General features: G+C 39.5%; 20 protein-coding genes, 3 tRNA genes and 1 riboswitch. Of the genes, 12 read left to right on the top strand and 11 right to left on the bottom strand.

Going from position 1 to position 21421, the window contains the following annotated elements:
* Positions 1-23: 23 nt before the first annotated feature.
* Positions 24-863: a hypothetical protein gene (locus ACFW0C_RS03320; protein ID WP_378105367.1), complete on the bottom strand. Its 840-nt coding sequence runs from the start codon at positions 861-863 to the stop codon at positions 24-26.
* A gap of 31 nt (positions 864-894) precedes the next feature.
* Positions 895-1611 carry a prepilin peptidase gene (locus ACFW0C_RS03315; RefSeq protein WP_378105364.1) on the bottom strand — a complete coding sequence of 239 codons (717 nt, stop codon included), beginning with the start codon at positions 1609-1611 and terminating at the stop codon, positions 895-897.
* A 156-nt stretch (positions 1612-1767) separates the two neighbouring features.
* Between ACFW0C_RS03315 and ACFW0C_RS03310 the strand changes: the two genes are divergently transcribed.
* The 4 genes from ACFW0C_RS03310 (at position 1768) to ACFW0C_RS03295 (ending at position 4557) form a co-directional block, all read left to right on the top strand.
* Positions 1768-1843 (top strand) — tRNA-Val (locus ACFW0C_RS03310).
* Between the two features lies 1 nt (position 1844).
* Positions 1845-1917: transfer RNA gene (locus ACFW0C_RS03305), tRNA-Lys, on the top strand.
* Positions 1918-1942: 25 nt separating this feature from the next.
* A tRNA-Thr gene (locus tag ACFW0C_RS03300) sits at positions 1943-2015 on the top strand.
* A 196-nt stretch (positions 2016-2211) separates the two neighbouring features.
* Positions 2212-4557, top strand: coding sequence for an HAD-IC family P-type ATPase (locus tag ACFW0C_RS03295; protein ID WP_378105361.1), 2346 nt, complete (start codon positions 2212-2214; stop codon positions 4555-4557).
* A 96-nt stretch (positions 4558-4653) separates the two neighbouring features.
* Here the strand turns inward: ACFW0C_RS03295 and metK are convergent, their stop codons facing one another.
* Positions 4654-5829 carry a methionine adenosyltransferase gene (gene metK / locus ACFW0C_RS03290; protein ID WP_378105360.1) on the bottom strand — a complete coding sequence of 392 codons (1176 nt, stop codon included), beginning with the start codon at positions 5827-5829 and terminating at the stop codon, positions 4654-4656.
* Positions 5827-5915: riboswitch (SMK box riboswitch) on the bottom strand. (Overlaps the previous gene by 3 nt.)
* A gap of 344 nt (positions 5916-6259) precedes the next feature.
* Between metK and dnaX the strand changes: the two genes are divergently transcribed.
* The 8 genes from dnaX to ACFW0C_RS03250 all read left to right on the top strand — a co-directional run bounded on the left by dnaX (position 6260) and on the right by ACFW0C_RS03250 (position 13683).
* On the top strand, positions 6260-8107 hold the full coding sequence (gene dnaX / locus ACFW0C_RS03285) for a DNA polymerase III subunit gamma/tau (RefSeq protein WP_378105359.1): 1848 nt from the start codon (positions 6260-6262) through the stop codon (positions 8105-8107).
* 75 nt (positions 8108-8182) lie between these two features.
* Complete coding sequence (locus ACFW0C_RS03280; protein WP_378105357.1) at positions 8183-8497, top strand: YbaB/EbfC family nucleoid-associated protein; 315 nt, start codon at positions 8183-8185, stop codon at positions 8495-8497.
* Positions 8498-8711: 214 nt separating this feature from the next.
* On the top strand, positions 8712-9311 hold the full coding sequence (gene recR / locus ACFW0C_RS03275) for a recombination mediator RecR (RefSeq protein ID WP_016897879.1): 600 nt from the start codon (positions 8712-8714) through the stop codon (positions 9309-9311).
* 30 nt (positions 9312-9341) lie between these two features.
* The gene (tmk, locus tag ACFW0C_RS03270) at positions 9342-10001 is read left to right on the top strand and encodes a dTMP kinase (RefSeq protein ID WP_378105355.1); all 660 of its coding nucleotides are present in this window, start codon (positions 9342-9344) and stop codon (positions 9999-10001) included.
* Between the two features lie 57 nt (positions 10002-10058).
* Positions 10059-11072, top strand: coding sequence for a DNA polymerase III subunit delta' (holB, locus tag ACFW0C_RS03265; RefSeq protein WP_378105354.1), 1014 nt, complete (start codon positions 10059-10061; stop codon positions 11070-11072).
* A 160-nt stretch (positions 11073-11232) separates the two neighbouring features.
* Positions 11233-12087, top strand: coding sequence for a helix-turn-helix domain-containing protein (locus tag ACFW0C_RS03260; RefSeq protein ID WP_378105353.1), 855 nt, complete (start codon positions 11233-11235; stop codon positions 12085-12087).
* Between the two features lie 276 nt (positions 12088-12363).
* Positions 12364-12939 (top strand): thioredoxin, encoded by a 576-nt coding sequence (locus tag ACFW0C_RS03255; protein ID WP_378105352.1) that lies wholly within the window; start codon positions 12364-12366, stop codon positions 12937-12939.
* Positions 12940-12957: 18 nt separating this feature from the next.
* Positions 12958-13683: a response regulator transcription factor gene (locus ACFW0C_RS03250; RefSeq protein WP_279100065.1), complete on the top strand. Its 726-nt coding sequence runs from the start codon at positions 12958-12960 to the stop codon at positions 13681-13683.
* An 84-nt stretch (positions 13684-13767) separates the two neighbouring features.
* Here ACFW0C_RS03250 and ACFW0C_RS03245 read toward each other — a convergent pair whose 3' ends face one another.
* The 8 genes from ACFW0C_RS03245 to ACFW0C_RS03210 all read right to left on the bottom strand — a co-directional run bounded on the left by ACFW0C_RS03245 (position 13768) and on the right by ACFW0C_RS03210 (position 21327).
* Complete coding sequence (locus tag ACFW0C_RS03245) at positions 13768-13947, bottom strand: hypothetical protein (RefSeq protein ID WP_026465662.1); 180 nt, start codon at positions 13945-13947, stop codon at positions 13768-13770.
* A 10-nt stretch (positions 13948-13957) separates the two neighbouring features.
* Entirely contained in the window at positions 13958-14605 is a 648-nt protein-coding gene (locus ACFW0C_RS03240; RefSeq protein WP_026465663.1) for an ATP-binding cassette domain-containing protein, read from the bottom strand.
* 11 nt (positions 14606-14616) lie between these two features.
* Positions 14617-15141 (bottom strand): stage II sporulation protein M, encoded by a 525-nt coding sequence (locus tag ACFW0C_RS03235; protein WP_026465664.1) that lies wholly within the window; start codon positions 15139-15141, stop codon positions 14617-14619.
* Positions 15122-16849, bottom strand: a complete 1728-nt coding sequence (locus ACFW0C_RS03230) for a hypothetical protein (protein WP_026465665.1) — start codon at positions 16847-16849, stop codon at positions 15122-15124. Before ACFW0C_RS03230 ends, ACFW0C_RS03235 begins: the two co-directional genes overlap by 20 nt.
* 41 nt (positions 16850-16890) lie before the next feature.
* Positions 16891-17115 (bottom strand): uberolysin/carnocyclin family circular bacteriocin, encoded by a 225-nt coding sequence (locus tag ACFW0C_RS03225; protein ID WP_026465666.1) that lies wholly within the window; start codon positions 17113-17115, stop codon positions 16891-16893.
* 365 nt (positions 17116-17480) lie between these two features.
* Positions 17481-19910 (bottom strand): flavocytochrome c, encoded by a 2430-nt coding sequence (locus ACFW0C_RS03220; protein WP_378105585.1) that lies wholly within the window; start codon positions 19908-19910, stop codon positions 17481-17483.
* Between the two features lie 17 nt (positions 19911-19927).
* A complete protein-coding gene (locus ACFW0C_RS03215; RefSeq protein ID WP_378105351.1) occupies positions 19928-20533 on the bottom strand; it encodes an NADPH-dependent FMN reductase in 606 nt (201 codons plus the stop codon).
* Between the two features lie 278 nt (positions 20534-20811).
* Positions 20812-21327, bottom strand: coding sequence for a biotin transporter BioY (locus ACFW0C_RS03210; protein ID WP_378105349.1), 516 nt, complete (start codon positions 21325-21327; stop codon positions 20812-20814).
* Positions 21328-21421: the final 94 nt, after the last annotated feature.

Raw genomic sequence — 21421 nt, 5'->3', positions numbered from 1 at the left:
AAAAATCCCTAGGCCAAATTGGTCTAGGGATTTTGTGTTTTATAGAGAGAAGATTTTGAAGTTGACGACCGGGCCATTACTTTGAAGGCAATATAAGACCGGTCATCGAAGCTGACTTGGTCAGGGGTGACGCCTTTTGTGGAAATAAATTGGTCAATTAAATCCGGATCGTTTTGGATAATTTCTTGTAGATATGCCTCGGTTTCTTCAAAAGTTGGCCTAATTTCTGGATAACCATCTGACGTTAGGACAATTTCATCTCCAGCTTGAACAGGTATAGATGTGATTAAGCAGCTTGGGATCTCCTGTCCGTTTAAAACCGAATAACCAAACCGTGTATCAGCCTTGTTGGCGAATATGTTTGTGGAAACTAAATAGGGCATAATGGCGTCCCTAGCTTCTTGGTGTTGCTTAGGGTTGATATGCAAGATGAGAGACCTAAATGCACTTAAAATAGCATCAGATGCCTTTGATTGGGTATATAATTGCCCGCTTACACTAGCCTGACAATCCCCAATTAAGTAGATACACTTGTGAAAGTCAGAATACAATGCCATGGCAGCTTGTGGACCATGTTCGATTCGGTTTAGTGGGAAATCCACATGTGCATAAAATTTCTCCTCGAAAGCTTGGTTAACGCCCGAAATAACTGTCTCGATAGAGGCCTGCGGATCTAGTGTGGCTAAGAAGTCTTTGATGATATTGGATGCTATTTTGCCAGTTTTCATGCCCTCATGGGTGAAATTCGATTTTGAAGTCACCCCATCTACAACTGCGATGAAATACTCATTTGTAAAAAGAGCGTCCTCACATAAAGCTGGCTGGTCATATTTACCCTGGATAAAAGTGTGTTGAATCTGCATATTCTCTCCCTCACGTTCTATACCTTGCTAATTACAGTATATAGAAGATGATGGGATAGGCAAAGAATAAGTAAGGGATAAATGGCAGACCAGTTGGCAAGCTCGTATGTCTGATTTTCAAATAAAATATGTGACAAAGGGCTAGACCGCTAGCGATTAAAAGGAGGTATGAGAAGTTAAAGGGGCCGAGCATTAGAGCTAAGACTACCAGTGTTTTAATATCGCCACCACCAATACCCTGATGGAGTATGTAATTGGTGGTGATTAAAGTAGTGAGGACTAATAGGGAAAAGGTAATGTGGGTTAAGCGCGCTAGGTCCGGATTTCGATATAGATAATTAATCACAACTAATAATAATATGACTTGAAACCGGTCTGGTATGATATGTAAAGCCAGATCGGCACTGGTCATGATGAGCAGGATAGTAAAAATCAGGAAGAGAAGAATTGCTGTTTCAGTCGTATGGCTCAGAAAAAACAAGAAAGAGAATATAGTGAAAAATCCTTCAGAAAGCGGATAAATCAGTGGAATTGGCTGGCGGCAAGTCTGACATTTACCTGTTGATAGGCCGTAACCGATGATTGGTATCAAAGCTAAGGGTGAAATCGGGACATGGCAATTGTCGCACTTGGAACGACCGTGGATAAAGGATTGTCCAAGGACTGTTCTTGAGCCGACCACCATAAAAAACGAAGCAAGACTAGCAAAAAGGGCCAATAAAATGGTATAATAAATAAACAATATCATTTTCAACCTCCATATGTTTTATATACGATTTTTTTCTGCCGATGCGCTAAAAAATGATGAAAAATAAAATTTTTATGGAAATTGTGTTGACAGTGTCTAAATCAGATGGTATTATTTAATAGTTGTCTTTGATAGATAACTAATTGAAATATTTACGGAGAATTAGCTCAGCTGGGAGAGCGTCTGCCTTACAAGCAGGATGTCGGGGGTTCGAGCCCCTCATTCTCCACCATGACTCGTTAGCTCAGTTGGTAGAGCAACTGACTTTTAATCAGTGGGTCGTAGGTTCGAATCCTACACGGGTCATATTCATTTTGAATAAAACATATTTGCCGGCTTAGCTCAGTTGGTAGAGCATCTGATTTGTAATCAGAGGGTCGAGGGTTCAAGTCCTTTAGCCGGCATATATAAAAAAACTCCTTCATCGAAAGATGGCGGAGTTTTTTGTTTTTTCTACATTTTACAGACAATCTTGTATTCTTAAGGGAAAGCTAAGTAAATCTTTAAATTTGTGCATATTCATTTCGCGTATAATGGACTTTTATGAGGAAAATAAAATAGCAACAAAAATGAGGAATAGAAAATGGAGGATGTGAATTAATGAGGAACGATCAATACCAAGGTCTAACGGATGAAGAGGTCCAGTCCAAAGTGGCAAAAGGGCAAGTTAACCAAACCAGTCATTCAAACCAGAAGACGACGGCTGAAATTATTAAAGAGAATGTTTTCACCCTATTTAATGCCCTAAACTTCTTGTTGGCCTTCTTATTGTTACTGGTTGGCGCTTATTCCAACATGGCCTTTATTGCCATCATTATTTTAAATATTGTGATTGGGATTGTCCAAGAGATTCGAGCTCGCGATTTGGTCAGCAAGTTGACCATTTTATCCAACAAACCAGTCAAAGTGGTCCGAAATGGCCAGGAAGCCATTGTGCCATCGACTGAATTGGTGGTTGGCGACTTGATTATACTTGAAAGCGGTGACCAGGTACCGTCAGACGCCACTGTGGTGGACGGATCTAGTGAAGTGAATGAGTCCCTTTTAACGGGTGAGTCGGATGCCATTTTAAAACAAGCAGGTGATGAATTATTATCCGGTTCTTACTTAACTAGTGGGCAATTGCTGGCTGAGTTGATCCATGTTGGAGATGACAATTACGCGGAGCAGTTGGTGGCTGAAACCAAGTCTCAACCTTACGCACGTTCTGAATTAACCGATGCTATTAAGAAGATTGCTAAGTTTACCTCCTACATCATTGTGCCACTGGGGATTCTCTTGTTCTTGCAAGCTTTTTTCCTACGAAGTGATGCCGTGGATGTAGCGGTGATAAACTCGGTGGCTGCCCTGATCGGTATGCTGCCTAAAGGTCTAGTATTGTTGATTTCACTAGCCCTTTCAACGGCTGTTTTAAAACTAGGCAAAAAGAATGTCCTCGTGCAAAATATGTATGCAGTTGAAGCCTTGGCACACATGGATATGCTGTGTTTAGATAAGACTGGGACAATTACGCAAGGGAAAATGACAGTGGAGGGGATTTTCCCACTCGGTGACTTATCTCAAGCAGATTTAGAAGACCAGTTAGCCAATTACACAGCCGCATCAACCGATAGTAATTTAACCATGACAGCCTTGAAAAACCACTTCGACGGCCAAGCCTCTACTTTAGAAGCCTTACAAGTCATGCCCTTTTCATCTGAACGGAAGTGGGGGGCAATCAGTTTTGAAGAAGCCGGTACAATTTTCGTTGGTGCAGCTGAATACCTTATCGACCAACCGATTCAGCAAGTAATTACCGCGCAAAATGACGGTCTGCGGGTTTTGTTGGTGGGCCAATCGACTGAACTTTTAGACGACAAGACTGAAATCGCGAATTTAGCGATCAAACCAATTGGCTACATTACTTTGAGCGACCCAATTCGGCCAAATTCGAAATCTACCCTGGAATTTTTCCAAAATGAGGGTGTGGACATCAAAATTATTTCAGGTGACAACCCGCAAACCGTTGCTAGAGTCGCTAAGAACGCAGGACTCGCAGGCGACGCCCAAGCGATTGATATGAGTCAAATCCAAGCGGAAGCAGATGTAAGAGCAGCAGCCCACCAATACAATGTTTTCGGCCGAGTCTCACCCCAACAAAAGAAACTCTTGGTGTCTGAATTTCAAGATGAAGACCATATTGTTGGGATGACTGGTGACGGGGTTAACGATATTTTAGCCTTGTCCCAAGCTGACTTATCCATCGCTATGGCTGAAGGGGACGGGGCAACCCGTCAAATGGCCGATTTAATCCTGGTCAATTCAGACTTTGGTGACTTACCAGCAGTCATTTCTGAAGGCCGCCGTGTGGTCAACAACATCACCCGGTCATCCAGCGTATTCTTTATCAAAACCCTATATTCCTTAATCGTGACCTTAATTTGTATTGCCTTGAATTTCCCGTTTCCATTTATTCCCTTACAAATTACCATGATTGACGCCTTTATCGAGGGCTATCCTGCCTTCTTCATGTCGTTTGAACCTAATAACCAGCAAGTCAAAGAGCGGTTCCTACCTAAATCCCTTGCCGCTGCGCTACCTTCAGCCCTAACGGTGTCTGTAGCCATTTTCGCCTCCTTAGTCATGGTGAAACTGGGCATGATCGACTTTGAAACCGCCCGGACCTTTGACTATGTCATGTTAACCGGTGTCTCTTTATTTGCGGTATGGCAGTCCTGCTTCCCGTTTAACAAGTTGCGTCTCTTTCTCGCATCAACCGCGACCCTTGCCATGCTTGCCGTCGCACTGGTCTTGCCACATTTTTCAGACATTCTGACCATCCAACCCATGACCGCTAGCGAAACCCTAATCAGTCTCGCCTTGTTGGCGCTCGCTTTTGCCTTTTGGAAAATGGTCAACCGCTATCAAGCTCGCTTCAAAGCCTTTTTCACACGGATGCATTTTTAAATGAACCGCATCTTTGCGTGTAAATATCACAACAAATGGACACAGAAAACCCCAGTAAGTAGCCTCGATGAGGCGCCTTACTGGGGTTTGTTTGTGTTATTTCTTCAAGATGTCGACCTTATCTGTTTTTTCCCAAGTAAAGTCTTGGTCATCACGACCAAAGTGGCCGTAAGCAGCAGTCCTGCTGAAGATTGGTTGGCGAAGAGATAGCATGTCGATAATACCATTTGGTGTTAAGTCAAAGTTATCGCGAACTAAAGCAACTAAATCATTTTCAGTTAAGTCACTTGTACCGAATGTGTCAATCGCAATAGACACAGGTTCTGCAACCCCAATAGCATAAGCTAATTGGATTTCAACTTTACGCGCTAAGCCAGCTGCAACCAAGTTTTTGGCAATATAGCGAGCCGCGTATGAAGCAGACCGGTCAACTTTAGTAGCGTCTTTACCTGAGAAGGCCCCACCGCCGTGGTGAGCAGATCCACCATAAGTGTCGACAATAATTTTACGGCCAGTTAAACCTGAATCGGCTTCTGGACCACCAGATACAAACTTACCTGTTGGGTTAATGAAGTAACGTGTATTTTCATCTAACCAGTTTTCTGGCATAGTTGGCTCAACAACGTGTTTAATCACGTCTTGGCGGATTTGGTCTAATTCAATACCTTCAGTATGTTGTGTTGAAATGACGATGGTATCAATGCGTTGTGGTTGGTTGTTGTCATCATATTCCATCGTTACCTGTGTCTTACCGTCTGGACCTAAGTAGTTTAATTCACCACTTTTACGGACTTCAGCTAGTCGGCGAGATAGGCGGTGACTTAATGCAATGGGCATTGGCATTAACTCTGTTGTTTCGTCTGTTGCGTAACCGAACATAATCCCTTGGTCTCCAGCACCGATCAACTTGTTGTCCACTTCACCCTTTTCCCGGGTTTCAATGGCATCATCAACACCTTGTGCGATGTCTGGTGATTGTTCGTCTAGTGAAACCAATACGGCGATTGAGTCAGCGTCGAAGCCGAATTTGCCGTCACGGTAACCAATTTCACGAACGGTGTCGCGAACGATTTTTTGAATATCCACATAGGCGCTAGTTGTTACCTCACCAAATACTAGGACAAGTCCTGTATTGACGGCAGTTTCGCAAGCAACTCGAGCTTGTGGGTCTTGTGCAAGAATCGCGTCAAGAATGGCATCAGAAATTTGGTCAGCGACCTTATCTGGATGTCCTTCCGTGACAGATTCAGAAGTAAATAGTCGTTTATTCATGTTGTTTCCCCCAAAATATAAATTTTATGGTTACAAGGAATTTTTGCCTAAGCAAACCCTATCGGGAAGAATTTATTGTAACGTTTCTCATTATACAGGATATGTGGGGAATAGTAAGGGGCAAATGGCTTCAATTTCGAAAATTTCGTAGTTTTCAGCACCTAGATTTTTTGATCTAAGTACTTCGGTCTACGCTTTGCCTATCATGGCCGTAAATATAGGATGTGTTCATGACGTTGAGACAGGAGATGCTGGATAATGGGTAAAAAGCGACTACTATAGTTATCATTAAAGGGATTTCCCATGGGTAACCCACACTTACTTTTAAAATTGTTACTTTTTCCACACGACTGTCTTACCGTGGAGTGCGGTCTTATTTCGTGTTATAATATTCGAGATGATTAAATGTAGCAAGTTTAAGGAGGCAGCGATGAGTTACCAAGCATTATACCGCGTTTGGCGGCCGCAGACATTTGGAGATATTGTTGGCCAAGAGGCTGTTGCGCGTACGCTGCAAAATGCCATTCGAACTGGCAAAACGAGTCACGCTTACTTGTTTACGGGTCCAAGAGGGACTGGTAAGACGAGTGCGGCTAAAATTCTATCGAAAGCGATCAACTGTCCAAACCAGGTGGATGGGGAACCATGTAATGAATGTGAGATTTGCCGGGCAATTACGGACGGAACTTTGCCGGATGTGATTGAAATCGATGCGGCGTCTAACAACGGGGTTGAGGAGATTCGTGATATCCGTGATAAGGTTCGCTATGCACCAACGGAAGCGCAATATAAGGTCTATATCATTGATGAGGTCCACATGCTTTCAACGGGTGCTTTCAATGCTTTATTAAAAACCTTAGAAGAACCACCAGCTAATGTCATTTTTATTTTAGCAACGACTGAGCCGCATAAGATACCTGCAACGATTATTTCAAGAACCCAACGTTTTGATTTTAAACGTATTTCACGTCAGGCGATTGAAGACCGGATGGCATTTATCTTGGACCAAGACGGTATTGAATATGAGAATGGGGCCCTTACTATAATTGCTCGGGCAGCAAACGGTGGGATGCGAGATGCCTTATCCTTGTTAGACCAAGTGATTTCCTTTTCCGATGGGACTTTATCACTTGAAACGAGTCGGTTGGTGACGGGGGCCTTGTCTGAAGAGCAATTGGTTGAATATACGGAGGCCCTAGCTAATGGGCAAGTGACGGCAGCATTAGACCACTTACATGCTTTATTGGCTGGTGGTCAAGATGCGGCGCGCTTTGTGGAAGAGCAGTTGGTTTTTGTGCGTGATTTAATGATTGCCAAGGAAACCAAGGCGGATACGGCTGAGATTGAAGAGTTGACCCAACGTTATGACGAAGCATTTTATAGTCTGGCCAAAACGATTGATGTGAATGTCTTGTATAAGATGATGAAAGTTTTCCGAGAAACGCAGGCAGAGATTCGTTTTTCATTGCAACCAACGATCTATCTAGAGGTGGCAACGGTTCAGATAGCTAGCCAAATCGGTAGTCAGTCGGCTGTTGGTCAAAGTGGTAACCAACAAGTGGTGGCTAACCAAGAAGGTGACCATGTCTTGCCAACGCAAGTGAGCCAAGCGTTAGCTGAATTGCAAGAACAAGTGGCGAATTTAACGGCACAGGTCCAAAATGGGGGCGGAGAGCCAGCTAAACCTGCGGCAAGTAAGCCGGCTAAGCGGTCAGGGAATGCGACGGCCTTTACGCCAAATCTGACGAAGGTCTTCCAAGTGTTAAATCAAGCGACTAAGAAAGACTTGAATGATATTGCTAATTTATGGGAAGGTCTAATTGAGAGTCTACCAAGTATGCAAGCAGCCTTATTAAAGGCAACCTTCCCAGCAGCAGCGTCACCAAATGCTTTCGTAGTGCGGTTTGATTATGAAATTCTGTGCAAGAAGGTGGATGACGATACGGAGACCCGTCAAGAAATTGAGCGGATTCTATCTAATCAACTAGGTCACCCAACGAAGATGTATTATTTAACGAGTGACCAGTGGCAGTCTGCCCGTCAAAGTTATGTCCAAGCTATGAAGAATGGCGAATTGAGTGACTTGGTTGGGAACGATGCAGTGGCTACTAAAGGGTCGGCGACAGATGCTGAGGCCTTTACTCAGGAAGATGAAGTGGTGGATGATGGGCTGGATGAGAATGGATTGAATGAGCAAGAATCGCGTTCGCGTCAAGAGCAAGTCGATCAAGCAACTTCACTATTTGGTAAGGATAATGTTACAATAATAGATGATTAGGTCATGGGGCTTGATGCCAAAATGACAATGAATATGTAATTTAAAAAATATGAAAAGCTAAAAGGAGACGATAAAATGGCAGGCGGAATGGGAAATATGCAACAAATGATGCGTAAAATGCAAAAGATGCAACAAGAGATGGAGTCAGAACAAAAGAATATTGAAACAAAAGAGTTTCAAGGGACTGAACCATCAGGCATGGTGAATGTGACGGTCACAGGTGACCGCCGTGTGAAAGCAATCAACATCAAACCGGATGCAGTCGATCCAGAAGATGTTGACATGTTACAAGATTTGTTGATTGAAGCAGTAAATAATGGTCTTGAAAAAGTAGACACTGAAACTGCAAATGTTATGGGCAAATACACTAAAGGTATCCCAGGACTATAGTCAAAACAAAGTTTATGGTTGATCATGAACAACCATTTTTTACCATGGGTAGGAGGACTATCCATGGTATTTTTGATAAGATATGGTATTACAGACAGGGACAGTTAGGTTACGAGCACAGCTGCCTAGTGTTGGTGTCCCATTTTGTCAGCGTGTTATCCTTTTATCAAAAAGGTTTAAAATGTAAGGAAAGTTAGATGCAGGGGTGTAGAGAATGCAGTATCCAGAACCAATTGCCAAGTTAATCGATTCTTTTAGTAAGTTGCCAGGGATTGGCGCGAAGACGGCGTCTAGGTTGGCCTTCTTTGTCTTGGACATGCCTGAGGCGGATGTGCTGCAATTTGCGTCTTCTTTGGTGGATGCAAAGCGTGAGCTGCGGTATTGCTCAGTTTGCGGGAATATTACCCAGTCTGATCCTTGCGAAATCTGTGCGGATGAAAACCGGGACCGGTCACGGATTCTAGTGGTGGAGCAGGTGCGTGATGTGGTATCTATGGAACGGATGCGTGAGTATCACGGCCTCTACCATGTCTTGCACGGGGTGTTATCCCCAATGGAAGGCACTGGGCCGGAAGATTTGAATATCCAGCCCCTATTGACCCGTCTGCAAGATGACCAGGTCAAGGAAGTGATTGTGGCGACCAATGCAACAGCTGAAGGGGAAGCGACCGCAACCTACCTGTCTCGTTTGATTAAACCTGCAGGCATTCAAGTATCGCGGATTGCCTATGGTTTATCTGTCGGCAGTGATATTGAATATGCGGATGAGATGACCCTATTGCGTGCCCTTGAAGGCCGCCGTGATATCGATTAACTAGTCTATAACAGATTTTAAGGAGACCTCATGGATACACAAAAATTTTCTGGGAAATTTATTACTGTTGAAGGACCCGATGGCGCAGGCAAAACGACCCTTATTCAGGGACTAACAGCGAAACTTGAAGAAAAGCTAGCTGTGCCTTTAAAGCTGACGCGCGAGCCAGGTGGCGACCCGATTGCGGAAGATATCAGAGAAGTGATTTTAAGCCCGGAGAACGTAGCCCTAGATCCTAGAGCTGAAGCCCTTTTATACGCAGCTAGCCGTCGTCAACATTTAGTTCATACCGTACTGCCTGCACTTGAAGCTGGGCACATGGTCTTATGCGACCGGTTCGTCGACTCGTCAATTGCCTACCAAGGCTACGGTCGTGAAATTGGGGAAGAGGGAATCATGGCCATCAACCAATTCGCAACTGATGGGCGCCAACCCGACTTGACCTTGTATTTAGATATTACGGCAGAAGAGGGTATTCGCCGGATTCAAGCTAACCGCAGTCAGGCTGAACAAAACCGTTTGGATGTTGAAGCCATTGATTTCCATCAACGTGTCCATCAAGGGTATGGCGTCTTGAAAGACCGTTTCCCAGACCGGATTCAAGTCATTGATGCCACTCAAGATCCTGAAAGTATGCAGCGGGATGCTTTGGCTATTTTAGAAAGCCATTTCCCAACTTTATTTCGTTAATTCAGCTAGTCATTCAAATCATTAAAGCACCTTAAAGTAATGGAAAGGAGTCCATCAATGGCACACGAACATTTTGATATCGCCAAGAAGCAAGCGGATTTGACCGCTATGATGGACCGGGTCCTCGTCAATAACCGCCTTGGCCATGCCTATATATTTGAAGGTATGGTGGGTTCTGGTCAAGAAGACATGGCCCTATATCTCGCGGCCTATTTGAATTGCCTCAATCCAACTGATAATGGGACACCTTGCGGGACATGTAATCATTGTAGTCGGATATTGTCCGCTGATTATCCGGATGTTTTTCATATAGAACCGGACGGGAATACCATTAAAATTGACCAAACGAGAGACCTAAAAGAACGGTTGTCTATGTCTTCGCTTGAAGGAGACAACCAAATTTTTATTATCCATGAAGCAGAGAAAATGACTGTCAACGCAGCCAATTCTTTGTTGAAGTTTATCGAGGAACCGCATGAAAATGTCTTTATTTTTCTCCTAACCAATAATAGGGATGCGATCTTGTCGACAATTGTCTCCCGCTGCCAGATGATTCATTTTCCCCAATTAAACCGGGTGGACCTACAAGCCTTATTTGAGGAAGCGGGGATTAAGCCAAGTATGGCAACGACTCTGACCGCTTTAACCAATGACGTGAGTGAAGCGACGGCGTTGGCAGAGAATGAAGATTTCCAGCAACGACTCAACTGGTCCTTGCAGTGGGTGGATTTAATCGTGAAAAAGGACCCTCGTGGTCTAACAATGGTGGCGTCAGACTGGATGAAGGGTCCTAAGGGTAGGACGGATATGATTCAGGCCCTAAATCTGGTGGCCTTTCATTTCCATGATTTATTATATTTACTTCTACATGTAGATCAGGGACAAGACAATCAAGCGCAATTGGTCTTCCCTAATGACTTTGGTAAATACCAAGGGATGGTCAATAAAATAACAGTAGCAGAAGCGACAAAAGCCCTACATTTAGTAGGGCAAGCACAGCGGATGATTCAATCGAATGTGAGTGTACAGTCCGCAATGGAATATATGGTATTAGCCTACTGGAAAAAGTAGGCCGAAATGTTTAAAGAACGCCAATGATACCGAAAATTGCAATCGTAGTTAGTAAAGATAAGATTTTTTGTTTCATGATTTCGTCTCCTTTTTGTTAAAATATAACAGAATTATAGGGGAAAATTCATTTTTTATCATATATAACAAAAGGAGCAACAGAATGAATATTGGAATAAGCTACAGAGATCTAAGAAGAGAGCGCGGTTTGACACTTATGGATGTCACAACCACGGGGGAGATTTCCTACTCCCAACTCTCAAAGTTTGAACGTGGTGAAACAAGTATTACAATTCATCACTTAGTCAATCTAGTCCATAACCTGGGCATCTCCTTTGCTGAATTTATGACGGCAATTGAGGAATACAATAGTCCTTATAAATTCTACATCGAAGAAATTGATAACGCTTATAAAAAAGCTGATATTGACGCCTTGAACGTAATCGCGCAAACACAAGAAAACTTGTATGGTGAAACCAACCAAATCTTATTTAAATACAATGCTATAATGACGAAACTCTTATTGAATGATTTAACTGAGGTGGAAATTCCTGAAGCAGACAAGCATTTAATCAGTGAATACATCTTGAAATGTTCCATTTGGACGAGTTACGAGGTTATTTTGCTAGGGAATTCCCTTCGAGGATTGACGCAGTCATTGCAAGACGTATTAGTAGCAGATATGATTGCGAAATTGCCTACAATACAAGAAAGCAATCCCTTGAAGGTGCACATACTGAGCATCTTAATCAATGTCTGTTTCGATCGATTACGGTCAGATGAGACTGACGAAGTGAATGATATTATGGCAGCAATTCAACCACAGTTGAGCACAAATGCTTATTACTTTAAAAACCGTCTCTTATTCCTAAAAGGGATTGTGGCGATTGTTCAAGGACAAACAGATGAAGGTGTCGCTCAATGCCAAACAGCCATTCAAGTCTTTGAGTTATTTGACCCACCATTCGCTAAAATGCACGAAGATGAACTGAATAGCTACCTAACTATGGATGAATAAATGAAAAATTGTTATATATGACTATTTTCGATTTTAACCAATATTTTCTGTAAAATGTAAAGCAACAATATGACTTTACATATCTGACAGAGAATTGGCAAAATACCGATTCAATAGAAGGATTTAAGAGATCTGTAACGAATATTGTTGCAGGTCTTTTTCTGTTTTGAAAAAGGGCAATCGCCCAAAAAGCTGATAACAGTGTAGACATTATTGTTGCGGGTAAATAAGTTTGGACAGATACATAGATACTTTTAGCATTGGGAGGTTTTTATCATGAAAAGATTGCTATTGTTTTCCAGTTTAAGTGTATTTTTGATGGCTTGTGCTAATCAAACAATAGAGGAAAATGAAAGTGTGGATGCAGAAACATCCGTAAGTAGTGAACAATCATCGAGTTCGGAGGCGTCTGAAGCCACATATCAGAGTATTGTGGAAAACTTTACTTTGGTTACGGCAGAAGAAGTCACAGATAAAATCAATAATGGCGATGCATTTTATCTATTTGCGGGTGAGGAAAATTCTCAAGACGCAACCTTGTTTGCTTCTAAACTTGAAGAAGCTTCTGCTATTTTAGAAAATCCATCTACAGCAGGAATAGAAAGTGAGATTTACTATCTGGACCTAACAGAGGTGGATGATCAAGCAACAGAAGCTTTTGTGGATGAATATGACATTGAATCAGTGCCTATCTTCCAATTCTTCGAGGGTCAGATTTACTATAGTGCCATATCAGATATTGATAGTGAAAGTATCACAGTTGAAGATATTCAATATTTCATCAATTATCCATACAGCGATGAAGATGTCACAGCAGCACCGGATGTAGAGGATGAAAATGGAGAAACATAGATAAAGTGAGGTAAATAAATGAGAATTATATTCCTTGAAGATAGCATTTATCAGCAAGCTTACTTGAAAAAATTATCAATAAAGCTGGGCGAGCGATTTTCAATTCGTGAAAAAAACATTGTAATTACATCGAAAGTTGAAGAAGTGATTGATTGTGCAAAACACCATATTGGGCGTACCTTATTTTTTCTAGATTTAGAAATTTATGATGATCCTATGTATGGATATAAAGTTGCAAGAGAAATACGGAAATTTGATATTTTTTCAAATATAGTAATCATTACTTCTCATAATGAGTTAATGGATCTCGCATTTGACTATAAAATTTCGGCAATTGATTTTATTGATAAAAAAATATTACGAATTGAGGATAAAATTTTTGAAAATGTCGCAATTTTTCAGGAAAAACTGCGATTAAATTCATCTTCACCAGTACTGACAATTGATAATAAGTTTGAGTTTTTTAAAATTCCTATTTCTGAAATATTTTATATTGAGACCTCTCATGTACCACACAAATTGCACTTAGTTGGGGAACATCAAGATATAAACTTTTATGGAAAGCTAAAAAATATATTGCTTGTAGATCCGTTATTTGTGCAGACACATAAGTCTAATGTAGTGAATGTTGCAAATATTCAACAAGTCGATAAGAAAAATCGCCGAATAATCTTCAGAAATGGTATAGAAACGAATTTAATATCAAGATGCTACTTCAATCAATTAGTGGAATCATTAAATTAAAAGAAAACGAACTTAATTTTTTATGTTAAGTTCGTTTTTTGACATATTTAAATGATTTTATAAGGGTTGAAACCACTGTTTAAATTACAACCTTGTATTATCTTTTTTTCTCCATAAGTAATTCAAAATAAATGTAATAAAGGTTGGGAATAAAATTGTTGCGGCAATTTTTAAATTAAAAGAGGATGTCCCTTTTATTATCCAAGCATAAATAACTAATATAATTAAGAATAAGATGCTTGCAATGATATAATTTTTCTTCATAGATACTCCTTTAAGAATGTAGTTGCTGATTTTTTAAATAATAAATTTTAGATGCTAACTGATTTTGAATTTCGGTAGAATGGGAAGAAAATAAAAATATTCTCCCTGTTTCAGCCTCCTTCTTAATTAAATTAATCATAATATTTTGACTATCGTGATCTAAAGAGTTAAGTGGCTCGTCTAGTATGACCAGGGGTGTATCGATTGAGAAAAAACAGGCCAGGGCTACCTTATATCGCATACCTAGAGAGTATGTCTCAATAAGCTGTGTATTGCTAGTATCAAAATTCAGCTCATCTAAAAATTGAAAGACATTATCTATATATGTATTATCTTGTTTCCAAAGGTACTGAATTATTTGAATATTTTCAAGTAAAGACAACTTATCATAGAATTGGGGTTCACTGGGGATGAATACTAACTTCTTTTTAAATTCTTCGACATTAAGTGTTGTTGTATCGACTAGAATTTTAAACTTATTTTTAGGATGAATAATCCCGGTTAAGAGTTTTAGCAGGGTGGTTTTTCCAGTTCCATTATCCCCAATAATGCAACTGATGTCTCCAGCATTCATTTGCAGATGGACGTTGTTTAGTATAGGCATTGTGTCATAACTAAAGCTCAGGTCTGCAATTTTTATTAATTCGACGCGATTCATTTCTTCACCTCCTAAAGTTTAATATTTAATCTAGATTCTATCAGAGCTGCCAATATCAATAGACAAGTTAATAAAATGAAAAAATATAAACTATATCGCAATTTTATATATCGGATTTCCACATGACGGATATTGTAGATAAATTTCTGTGTTTCAAGCGAGATACTTCCTGCCATTAAAAGGGCGATCATTTCAGGGAAAACATGGGGCAATATCCCAGTTATTAATGGGTTTACGCCATACTTATTAAATACAGAAATAAGCACATTACCTAGAAATACACCATTAAAAATAACTATGAATGAGCTACCGATGCCAAAAGATAAATTACCTACGATGATTAAGACTAGTGCTAATATAATATTATTTTTAAAGACATATAAAAAGGATACTGATTGAGGATTGATGCTGTATGAACTATCTTTAAAAATAATGATTCCAATCAATAATGAGAGGATGTATAGAATAACCATGAATAGAAAGGAATCTTTAAAATAACGAAAAGCATCTGCATATTTAGATAGAAGTGTTTTCAAAAATGTAAACTCCTTTTATAAGCAATTTTTTTTCTTCACGAATTAATGCAAATGTATATGGTAAGATAAAGCCAAAATAAGCTAAGAAAAGAATATATATCAAATTCTCAGGGATAATGATGACAATGCTATTAAACAATAAAAGGTAATACCAAGGTAGAATGAGTATATTTTTCCATAAAGAATAAATTCTAAGATAAATTTTTTCTTCAAGAGAATCAGTATCATTTATGTAATTCGTACTCAACAAATTGATTAAACTTTTGCTGAATATAAATGGACTAGCCAACAAACTTAATGTATTCCCTATAAAATAGGACCAAATTGTGATTAAAACGATCAAAGTTGAAGTGATTAAGGCTATCACAAAGTTAGGAATAAAATAAAAATTCAATAAATTCACTAAAACAAAAGAAATTAAAATTGGTACGATGGTCATTATGAATAACAATTCTTTTTTTACAAGATATAGTTTTTCCAGGCTCGTTCCAGACAATTTGAAAAGATAAATGCTTTGTGTATCTATATGGTAACGAAAGATGGATAAAAATTTATATTGAATTTCTTGAATAATACCAGTCACAATCACTAAAGTAATAAATACCAATAGAAAACTTTTCAATACAAGATTTTCTATATGGGTCATAAAAATAAAAGTAATCCATAAGCTCAAAATAGTTTGCGTAGAAATAAAGTAAGAGATAATATTTCTTTCTGCAAGTTCTTTGCTATTTCTAATTAGATTTAGTTGGATATATGATATCGGGTTATTAAACTTAAACTTTCTTCCAATGAAATTCCATAAATTTAATAAGCGTGTTTTATTGTCGGAAGGAGTATACACGAACTCATTTGTTGTAAAAACCCGTTCTAAGCCATTTTTAACGTGAAACCCTATAATCAAAATGATAATCAGAAGAATTATAATAATAGAAAAAATTGCAAATTCTTGTGAAAGGATTCTGGATACTTCTAGATAGTACGAAATAAACTGATTGCTTTTATGTGTCCAAAGAATTAACAATTCATCATTTAAGATATTCATCGAGTCAGCAGAGAAGCTTTCAGTTTTTAAAATAGATTTAACCAGTTGAAAGCTATCTATTAAAAACTCTAAAAAGATGTAGATAGTCCCCATGCCAATTGCTAGTTTTGACCAATGTAATATAACCGAAGTTGGTTTGTGATTGGTTTGTTTTTTTATTAAATCCCGTTTCTTGTATTGAAAAATTCTAAATAACAAAATGAATAGAGAAAGTAATGGACATATTATTAAAAGCGCTAGCGCTAACATAGAATTTGTAAAACTTAAGAAAATTAAAATGCCAATTAACTTATCAAAATAAATGTAATAAAAAAGCAAGAATTCATTTAAAACTTCAAGATACAAATTATTCCAAAAACCTCTAGGATTAGTTGATACCCATTCAAAATTTAAATTTGCGACAATAACTTTTGGTTTTTTTATGACGAATTCTAAGTGCAGAAAAATAAATAATAAGGTAAGGATATTCACATAGATATTCTGTATACCAAGGTTTGTCATTAATTTTTGAGCTAGGAATAACGTCAACATGAAAATTATATATTTGCTAACTAGTAAACCTATGAATATAACTTTTTTATTTTTTATAGGAGAATGAGACAGTAGTAACTGATAATTGCTAACTAATCGATTCTTTAAATTATTTCTTAAATATTGATACAAAACATTTGACCCCCAGTTATGATTAACTTATATTAGTTACGTTAGTATGCGATTGCTGAAGCCATACTTTTCTTTGCAAGGTTTTGAACAGTCTTTTTAAACGCTGCCCATCCAATTGTCATAATTGTTGTTGCACCCCCAGATGCAACAGAAGAAATTATACCTAGTACAGTTACTAATGTGCCGGCCCCTAAGATAACATTAACTACGGTTGTTGCTACCGCGGTTGGGATACCAAGGGCAGCTGCTACAAATGCTAAAATCATTATGATTCATTCCTCTCTTTTTATACATTTTTGGGGATCAAATGATGTCCTCGTATGGGACACATATATAATATCAACGGCAAAAACAAAAAATTGTATAATTTCATAAGAAGTAGACAAATTGTCTTCAAATGCTAGATTAAAAAATATATTGGATGATATTATGATTTTTTTGTTATTCTCCTTACTATAGTGAGAAGTAAGTATCCGTGCTATCATGAAGATAACTTGAACAGCGAAAATAAATGTAACACTTGGCAACAGACAAAATACTGATTATCGATTTTGTATAGATCACAACATAAAGGCGCAAGAGTTGATGAGCTCTTGCGCCTTTTAATGATTCTAATTTCTGCTATGCTGCCTTATTCCTCATCCATTTCTGCTAGGGCAGTGATGGCTGCGATCCGTCCAAAAGTAAAGATATCAGTTAGGGCGTTACCACCTAAACGGTTACCAGCGTGGATCCCACCAGCAACTTCACCAGCTGCAAATAGCCCAGGAATTACTTGGCCATCAGTGTTGATTACTCTAGCTTCTGTATCTATTTTTAAACCACCCATTGTGTGGTGAACGGCTGGTTTACGTGGCGTTGCATAGAATGGTGCTTGTACCACTTTTAACGCAAAAGCTGACTTGTGGAATTCAGGGTCTTCACCAGCATCAACATAGCTATTGTATTTTGCAATCGTATCTGCAAGCACAGCTGGATCCATACCTAATTGCTCGGCTAAGCCTTCGATCGTATCATCGCGGAAAAGGGTACCAGCAGCGACTTGTTGGTCGATTTTTTCTTGACTGGTATTATAAGCTGTTTCCTTGATTAAATCATCGGCAATTAAGTAGAACAATCCACCCACATTAATAGCCGCTTGGGCTAGTTCGTCACGGCTACCAAATTCATTGACGAAGCGTTTTCCTTCAGTATCGACCATTACAAAGTTTGCTGGTGGCACTTGTAAACCAGAGAATAAGCCACCCGTTTCAGGATCGGATGTAGGCATCAGTTGTGAGAAGCCCATACCAACTAAGTCGGCGCCTACAGATTCACCTAATAAGATACCATCCCCTGTAATAGCTGGCGAGTTTGAGGTTTTAATATCATCTGCGATTTCAGTCCAGTAGGTATTGTATTTTTGTAGCATCTTTGTATTTGCACCAAAACCACCAGAAGTGATGATGGTTGCTTTGGCGTGAACGATGACTTTGTCACCCTTAGCATTTTGACCAATTGCACCCGTAATTTTACCATCTTCTACCAGTAATTCTTTAGCCGGTGTTTCAGTGAGAATTAGACCACCATATTCCTCAACGTATGGTTTTAGGACAGAGATAAAAGCGAATCCTTCGTTTCCTTCAGGTTTATGACCACGACGCCATAAAGCACCAACTGGCATAGAGACGTCGTCACGTTCAAATGGTACGCCAATCTCAGTCAACCATTCAACAGATCCTAAAGCATTGTCCGTCAATTGTTTCACTAGGGCATAGTTGCCGTGAATTTCTTGCCCGTTCAAGTCACTACGTTTACCGCCTAAATAAGTTTGAATACGGTGTAGTAGGACTGAATCGAATAGGTAGTCTTCCCCATTTCCAGTGCGGTTTAGGTAGTCATTGATTTGGTCACGCAATTCCAGAAAGTCGTCTAAGTATTCAGGATCAATGGCTGCCACATCAATCGCTGCAACTTCAGCTAGGGTATGGGCTTCACCAGGGTTGGCTTTGAAAGTTGCTTGCCATGCGGGTTCAGCGGCGTTCATTGGCCCACCAGCCCGGACAGTATTGCCACCTAATGATGGGAATTTTTCTAGTAAGATCACATCTTTACCTTTTTGAAGGGTTGCAGCAGCAGCGGCTAAACCAGCACCACCCCCACCGATAACCAGGATATCTGTATCATATTCAATTGTTTCGCTAGCAGTTTTATTAGCTGTTTTTGGTCGTTTCTTCAAGATGTTTGGGTCAGCACCAGCCAAGCGCACAGCATCCGCAACGCCGTCAATCACACTCTGACTTGTGACAGAAGCACCTGAAACCGCGTCAACATTTAAGGTCTGGTTTTCAAGAATTTGTTCTGGAATACGCGTGAAGACTAAGTCCGCAATCCCTTCAGTCTCACCACTTGAATCAATATCAATCTTATCAATGCGGGTATCACTAAATGACACAGTAATCGGAAGTGGCCCATTATGCCCAACTGCTTTCACCTCATATTGACCAGGTTCGAAGCGAATCTCTTCAGGTAGGGCTAAGATACTAGCCACATCGGCAAAACGAATAAACTGATCAAGACAAGTTTCTAGGAAGTGTACAGTGTTTTCGTCCTTCAAGTTGCCATCCTCATCAAAGGCTTGGTGCGCGCGTCCCAATAAGAATTCGTATCCAGGCATGACAATGGCGTTTACACCGGGTGTATCTAAGATTTGACGCAAATGTAATTGGGCACGTGACGAGCCTTGAATGTCATATGAAGCACCCACTAACATGACTGGTTTACCGTCAAGTGGATGTAAATTAAAGGATAAGTGTTCAATTAAACTCTTAAGGGCAGAAGGGACAGAGTGGTTATGTTCAGGTGTTGCTAGGATCACACCGTCGGCAGCGGCAATTTTTTTATTAAAGGTTTGAATAATAGGTAAGTTATCCTGATCTTCCGTTTCCACAAACATAGGCACTTCACGAAGCTCTAGAATTTCAATCTCAACTTTATTAGCAAAATGCTTTTGCATAAATTCAAGTAAAGTACGGTTGTATGATTTGTCAGCGGCACTACCGGCAACAGCAATAAATTTCATCATATATCATGTCCTCCTTAGCCAATTTCCCACGAAAAGTTTGTGTCCCGACGGCTTGTTAATTGCCCTTGTTCACGCAGTTGTGCAAGGATTTCAACAAAGCCAATGAATTCGGTGAAATGTTTTTCTAGTTCAACAACTTTCTCTGGATAGATTAAGTGGCCATCTTCATCAAAAGCTTTACCTGAATTAGGTAAATAGTATTCAGTACCTGGCATGACACGTGCTTTTAATTCAGGTGAATCAAGGATTTGACGTAGATGATTTTGTGCACGAGAAGTCCCTAAGCTACCTAGTGAGCCACCAACAATCATCACCGCTTTATCCATGAGTGCTTGGTCAGTATAGGAAATCCATTCTAATAAGGATTTCAAACCAGCGGTAATTGAGTGGTCATATTCAGGTGTTGAAATAATCACCCCATCAGCTTCAGTGATTTTTTTCGAGATAGCTTGGACAATCTCAGGTGCAATTTTGTCTTCTGGTTGGGTAAAAACAGGTACGCCCTTGATTTCTACTACTTCTATTTCAGCCTGGTTAGCAAAATGATCAGCCATAAAATGCAACAACTGGCGATTGGTTGATCTATCAGAGTTTGTACCAACAATAGCAACAAATTTCATATATTAACCTCCAATTTTATTGTGAATAAAATAACGAACTTTGATGAGTTAAAAAGAGCATTTTTTGTACATAAGTAGATAAAAATTATAAAATACCTATTTTGTAGGCTTGTTCCACATAAAAATATACTAAATTCTTCTAACTGACACGAGTATATAACAAAACATTTGTGAAAACAATTACAAATAAGGGAGAAAATCGTATGAATAAATCTCGGTAAATCACAAAAACCGAGACGGCTAGGTCTCGGTTTTTAAGCTTAATGCAAGGTCTATTTCTATAGGACTAATCGTTTTTTCAAGACTAAAGCTAGGGAAATGGCTGCTACGTTTTTAATGATATCGGTTGGTAGGAAAATTATCATACCTGACATAAGTGTTTGCATCCAAGTAATTGGTGAATCTAGTAAGAAGTTTAAAGCTAAGTACATGTATGTTAAACCACATAAGAATATTATGACATTCATGACAATTGCACGAATGGTTAATACTTTCCAACCATTTTCAAGTGCCGGGTTTTGACTGGCAAAAATCATGGCTACAATAAAGCCGATGATAAAACCAAAAGAAGGGCTGTAAATAAAGGCACCTTTAAACATAAATAAAAGAATGGCGTTTAATAGCATGGTAACTGCTGCATATTTTCTTGGTAGTAATAAACCTGTTAAAATAACAGCTAAAGTTTGCAGGGTGAAGGGGATGGCACCAAATGGTACAACAACATAGGAAGCGATCAGCGTAACCACGCTCATAAGTGCTGAAAGTACCCAGTAGTAAGTAGATGATTTTGTCATATTAATCTCCTTTTAATTGAGTCAACCAGAATTTATTTATGGTTGACCATTTATTTTATAGATGGACGTGCGCTAAATGATCACACATCCAAAA

Source organism: Aerococcus sp. NPDC058936, assembly GCF_042741995.1.
Classification (GTDB): domain Bacteria; phylum Bacillota; class Bacilli; order Lactobacillales; family Aerococcaceae; genus Aerococcus.
The sequence above is the reverse complement of the archived record's forward strand: the minus strand, read 5'-3'. Positions and strand labels throughout refer to the sequence as shown.

What these genes read in the sequence shown, in the direction of transcription:
- ACFW0C_RS03320 (WP_378105367.1), bottom strand. Translation starts at nt 863, where the DNA reads ATGCAGATTCAACACACTTTTATCCAGGGTAAATATGACCAGCCAGCT.
- ACFW0C_RS03315 (WP_378105364.1), bottom strand. Translation starts at nt 1,611, where the DNA reads ATGATATTGTTTATTTATTATACCATTTTATTGGCCCTTTTTGCTAGT.
- ACFW0C_RS03295 (WP_378105361.1), top strand. Translation starts at nt 2,212, where the DNA reads ATGAGGAACGATCAATACCAAGGTCTAACGGATGAAGAGGTCCAGTCC.
- metK (WP_378105360.1), bottom strand. Translation starts at nt 5,829, where the DNA reads ATGAATAAACGACTATTTACTTCTGAATCTGTCACGGAAGGACATCCA.
- dnaX (WP_378105359.1), top strand. Translation starts at nt 6,260, where the DNA reads ATGAGTTACCAAGCATTATACCGCGTTTGGCGGCCGCAGACATTTGGA.
- ACFW0C_RS03280 (WP_378105357.1), top strand. Translation starts at nt 8,183, where the DNA reads ATGGCAGGCGGAATGGGAAATATGCAACAAATGATGCGTAAAATGCAA.
- recR (WP_016897879.1), top strand. Translation starts at nt 8,712, where the DNA reads ATGCAGTATCCAGAACCAATTGCCAAGTTAATCGATTCTTTTAGTAAG.
- tmk (WP_378105355.1), top strand. Translation starts at nt 9,342, where the DNA reads ATGGATACACAAAAATTTTCTGGGAAATTTATTACTGTTGAAGGACCC.
- holB (WP_378105354.1), top strand. Translation starts at nt 10,059, where the DNA reads ATGGCACACGAACATTTTGATATCGCCAAGAAGCAAGCGGATTTGACC.
- ACFW0C_RS03260 (WP_378105353.1), top strand. Translation starts at nt 11,233, where the DNA reads ATGAATATTGGAATAAGCTACAGAGATCTAAGAAGAGAGCGCGGTTTG.
- ACFW0C_RS03255 (WP_378105352.1), top strand. Translation starts at nt 12,364, where the DNA reads ATGAAAAGATTGCTATTGTTTTCCAGTTTAAGTGTATTTTTGATGGCT.
- ACFW0C_RS03250 (WP_279100065.1), top strand. Translation starts at nt 12,958, where the DNA reads ATGAGAATTATATTCCTTGAAGATAGCATTTATCAGCAAGCTTACTTG.
- ACFW0C_RS03245 (WP_026465662.1), bottom strand. Translation starts at nt 13,947, where the DNA reads ATGAAGAAAAATTATATCATTGCAAGCATCTTATTCTTAATTATATTA.
- ACFW0C_RS03240 (WP_026465663.1), bottom strand. Translation starts at nt 14,605, where the DNA reads ATGAATCGCGTCGAATTAATAAAAATTGCAGACCTGAGCTTTAGTTAT.
- ACFW0C_RS03225 (WP_026465666.1), bottom strand. Translation starts at nt 17,115, where the DNA reads ATGATTTTAGCATTTGTAGCAGCTGCCCTTGGTATCCCAACCGCGGTA.
- ACFW0C_RS03220 (WP_378105585.1), bottom strand. Translation starts at nt 19,910, where the DNA reads ATGAAATTTATTGCTGTTGCCGGTAGTGCCGCTGACAAATCATACAAC.
- ACFW0C_RS03215 (WP_378105351.1), bottom strand. Translation starts at nt 20,533, where the DNA reads ATGAAATTTGTTGCTATTGTTGGTACAAACTCTGATAGATCAACCAAT.
- ACFW0C_RS03210 (WP_378105349.1), bottom strand. Translation starts at nt 21,327, where the DNA reads ATGACAAAATCATCTACTTACTACTGGGTACTTTCAGCACTTATGAGC.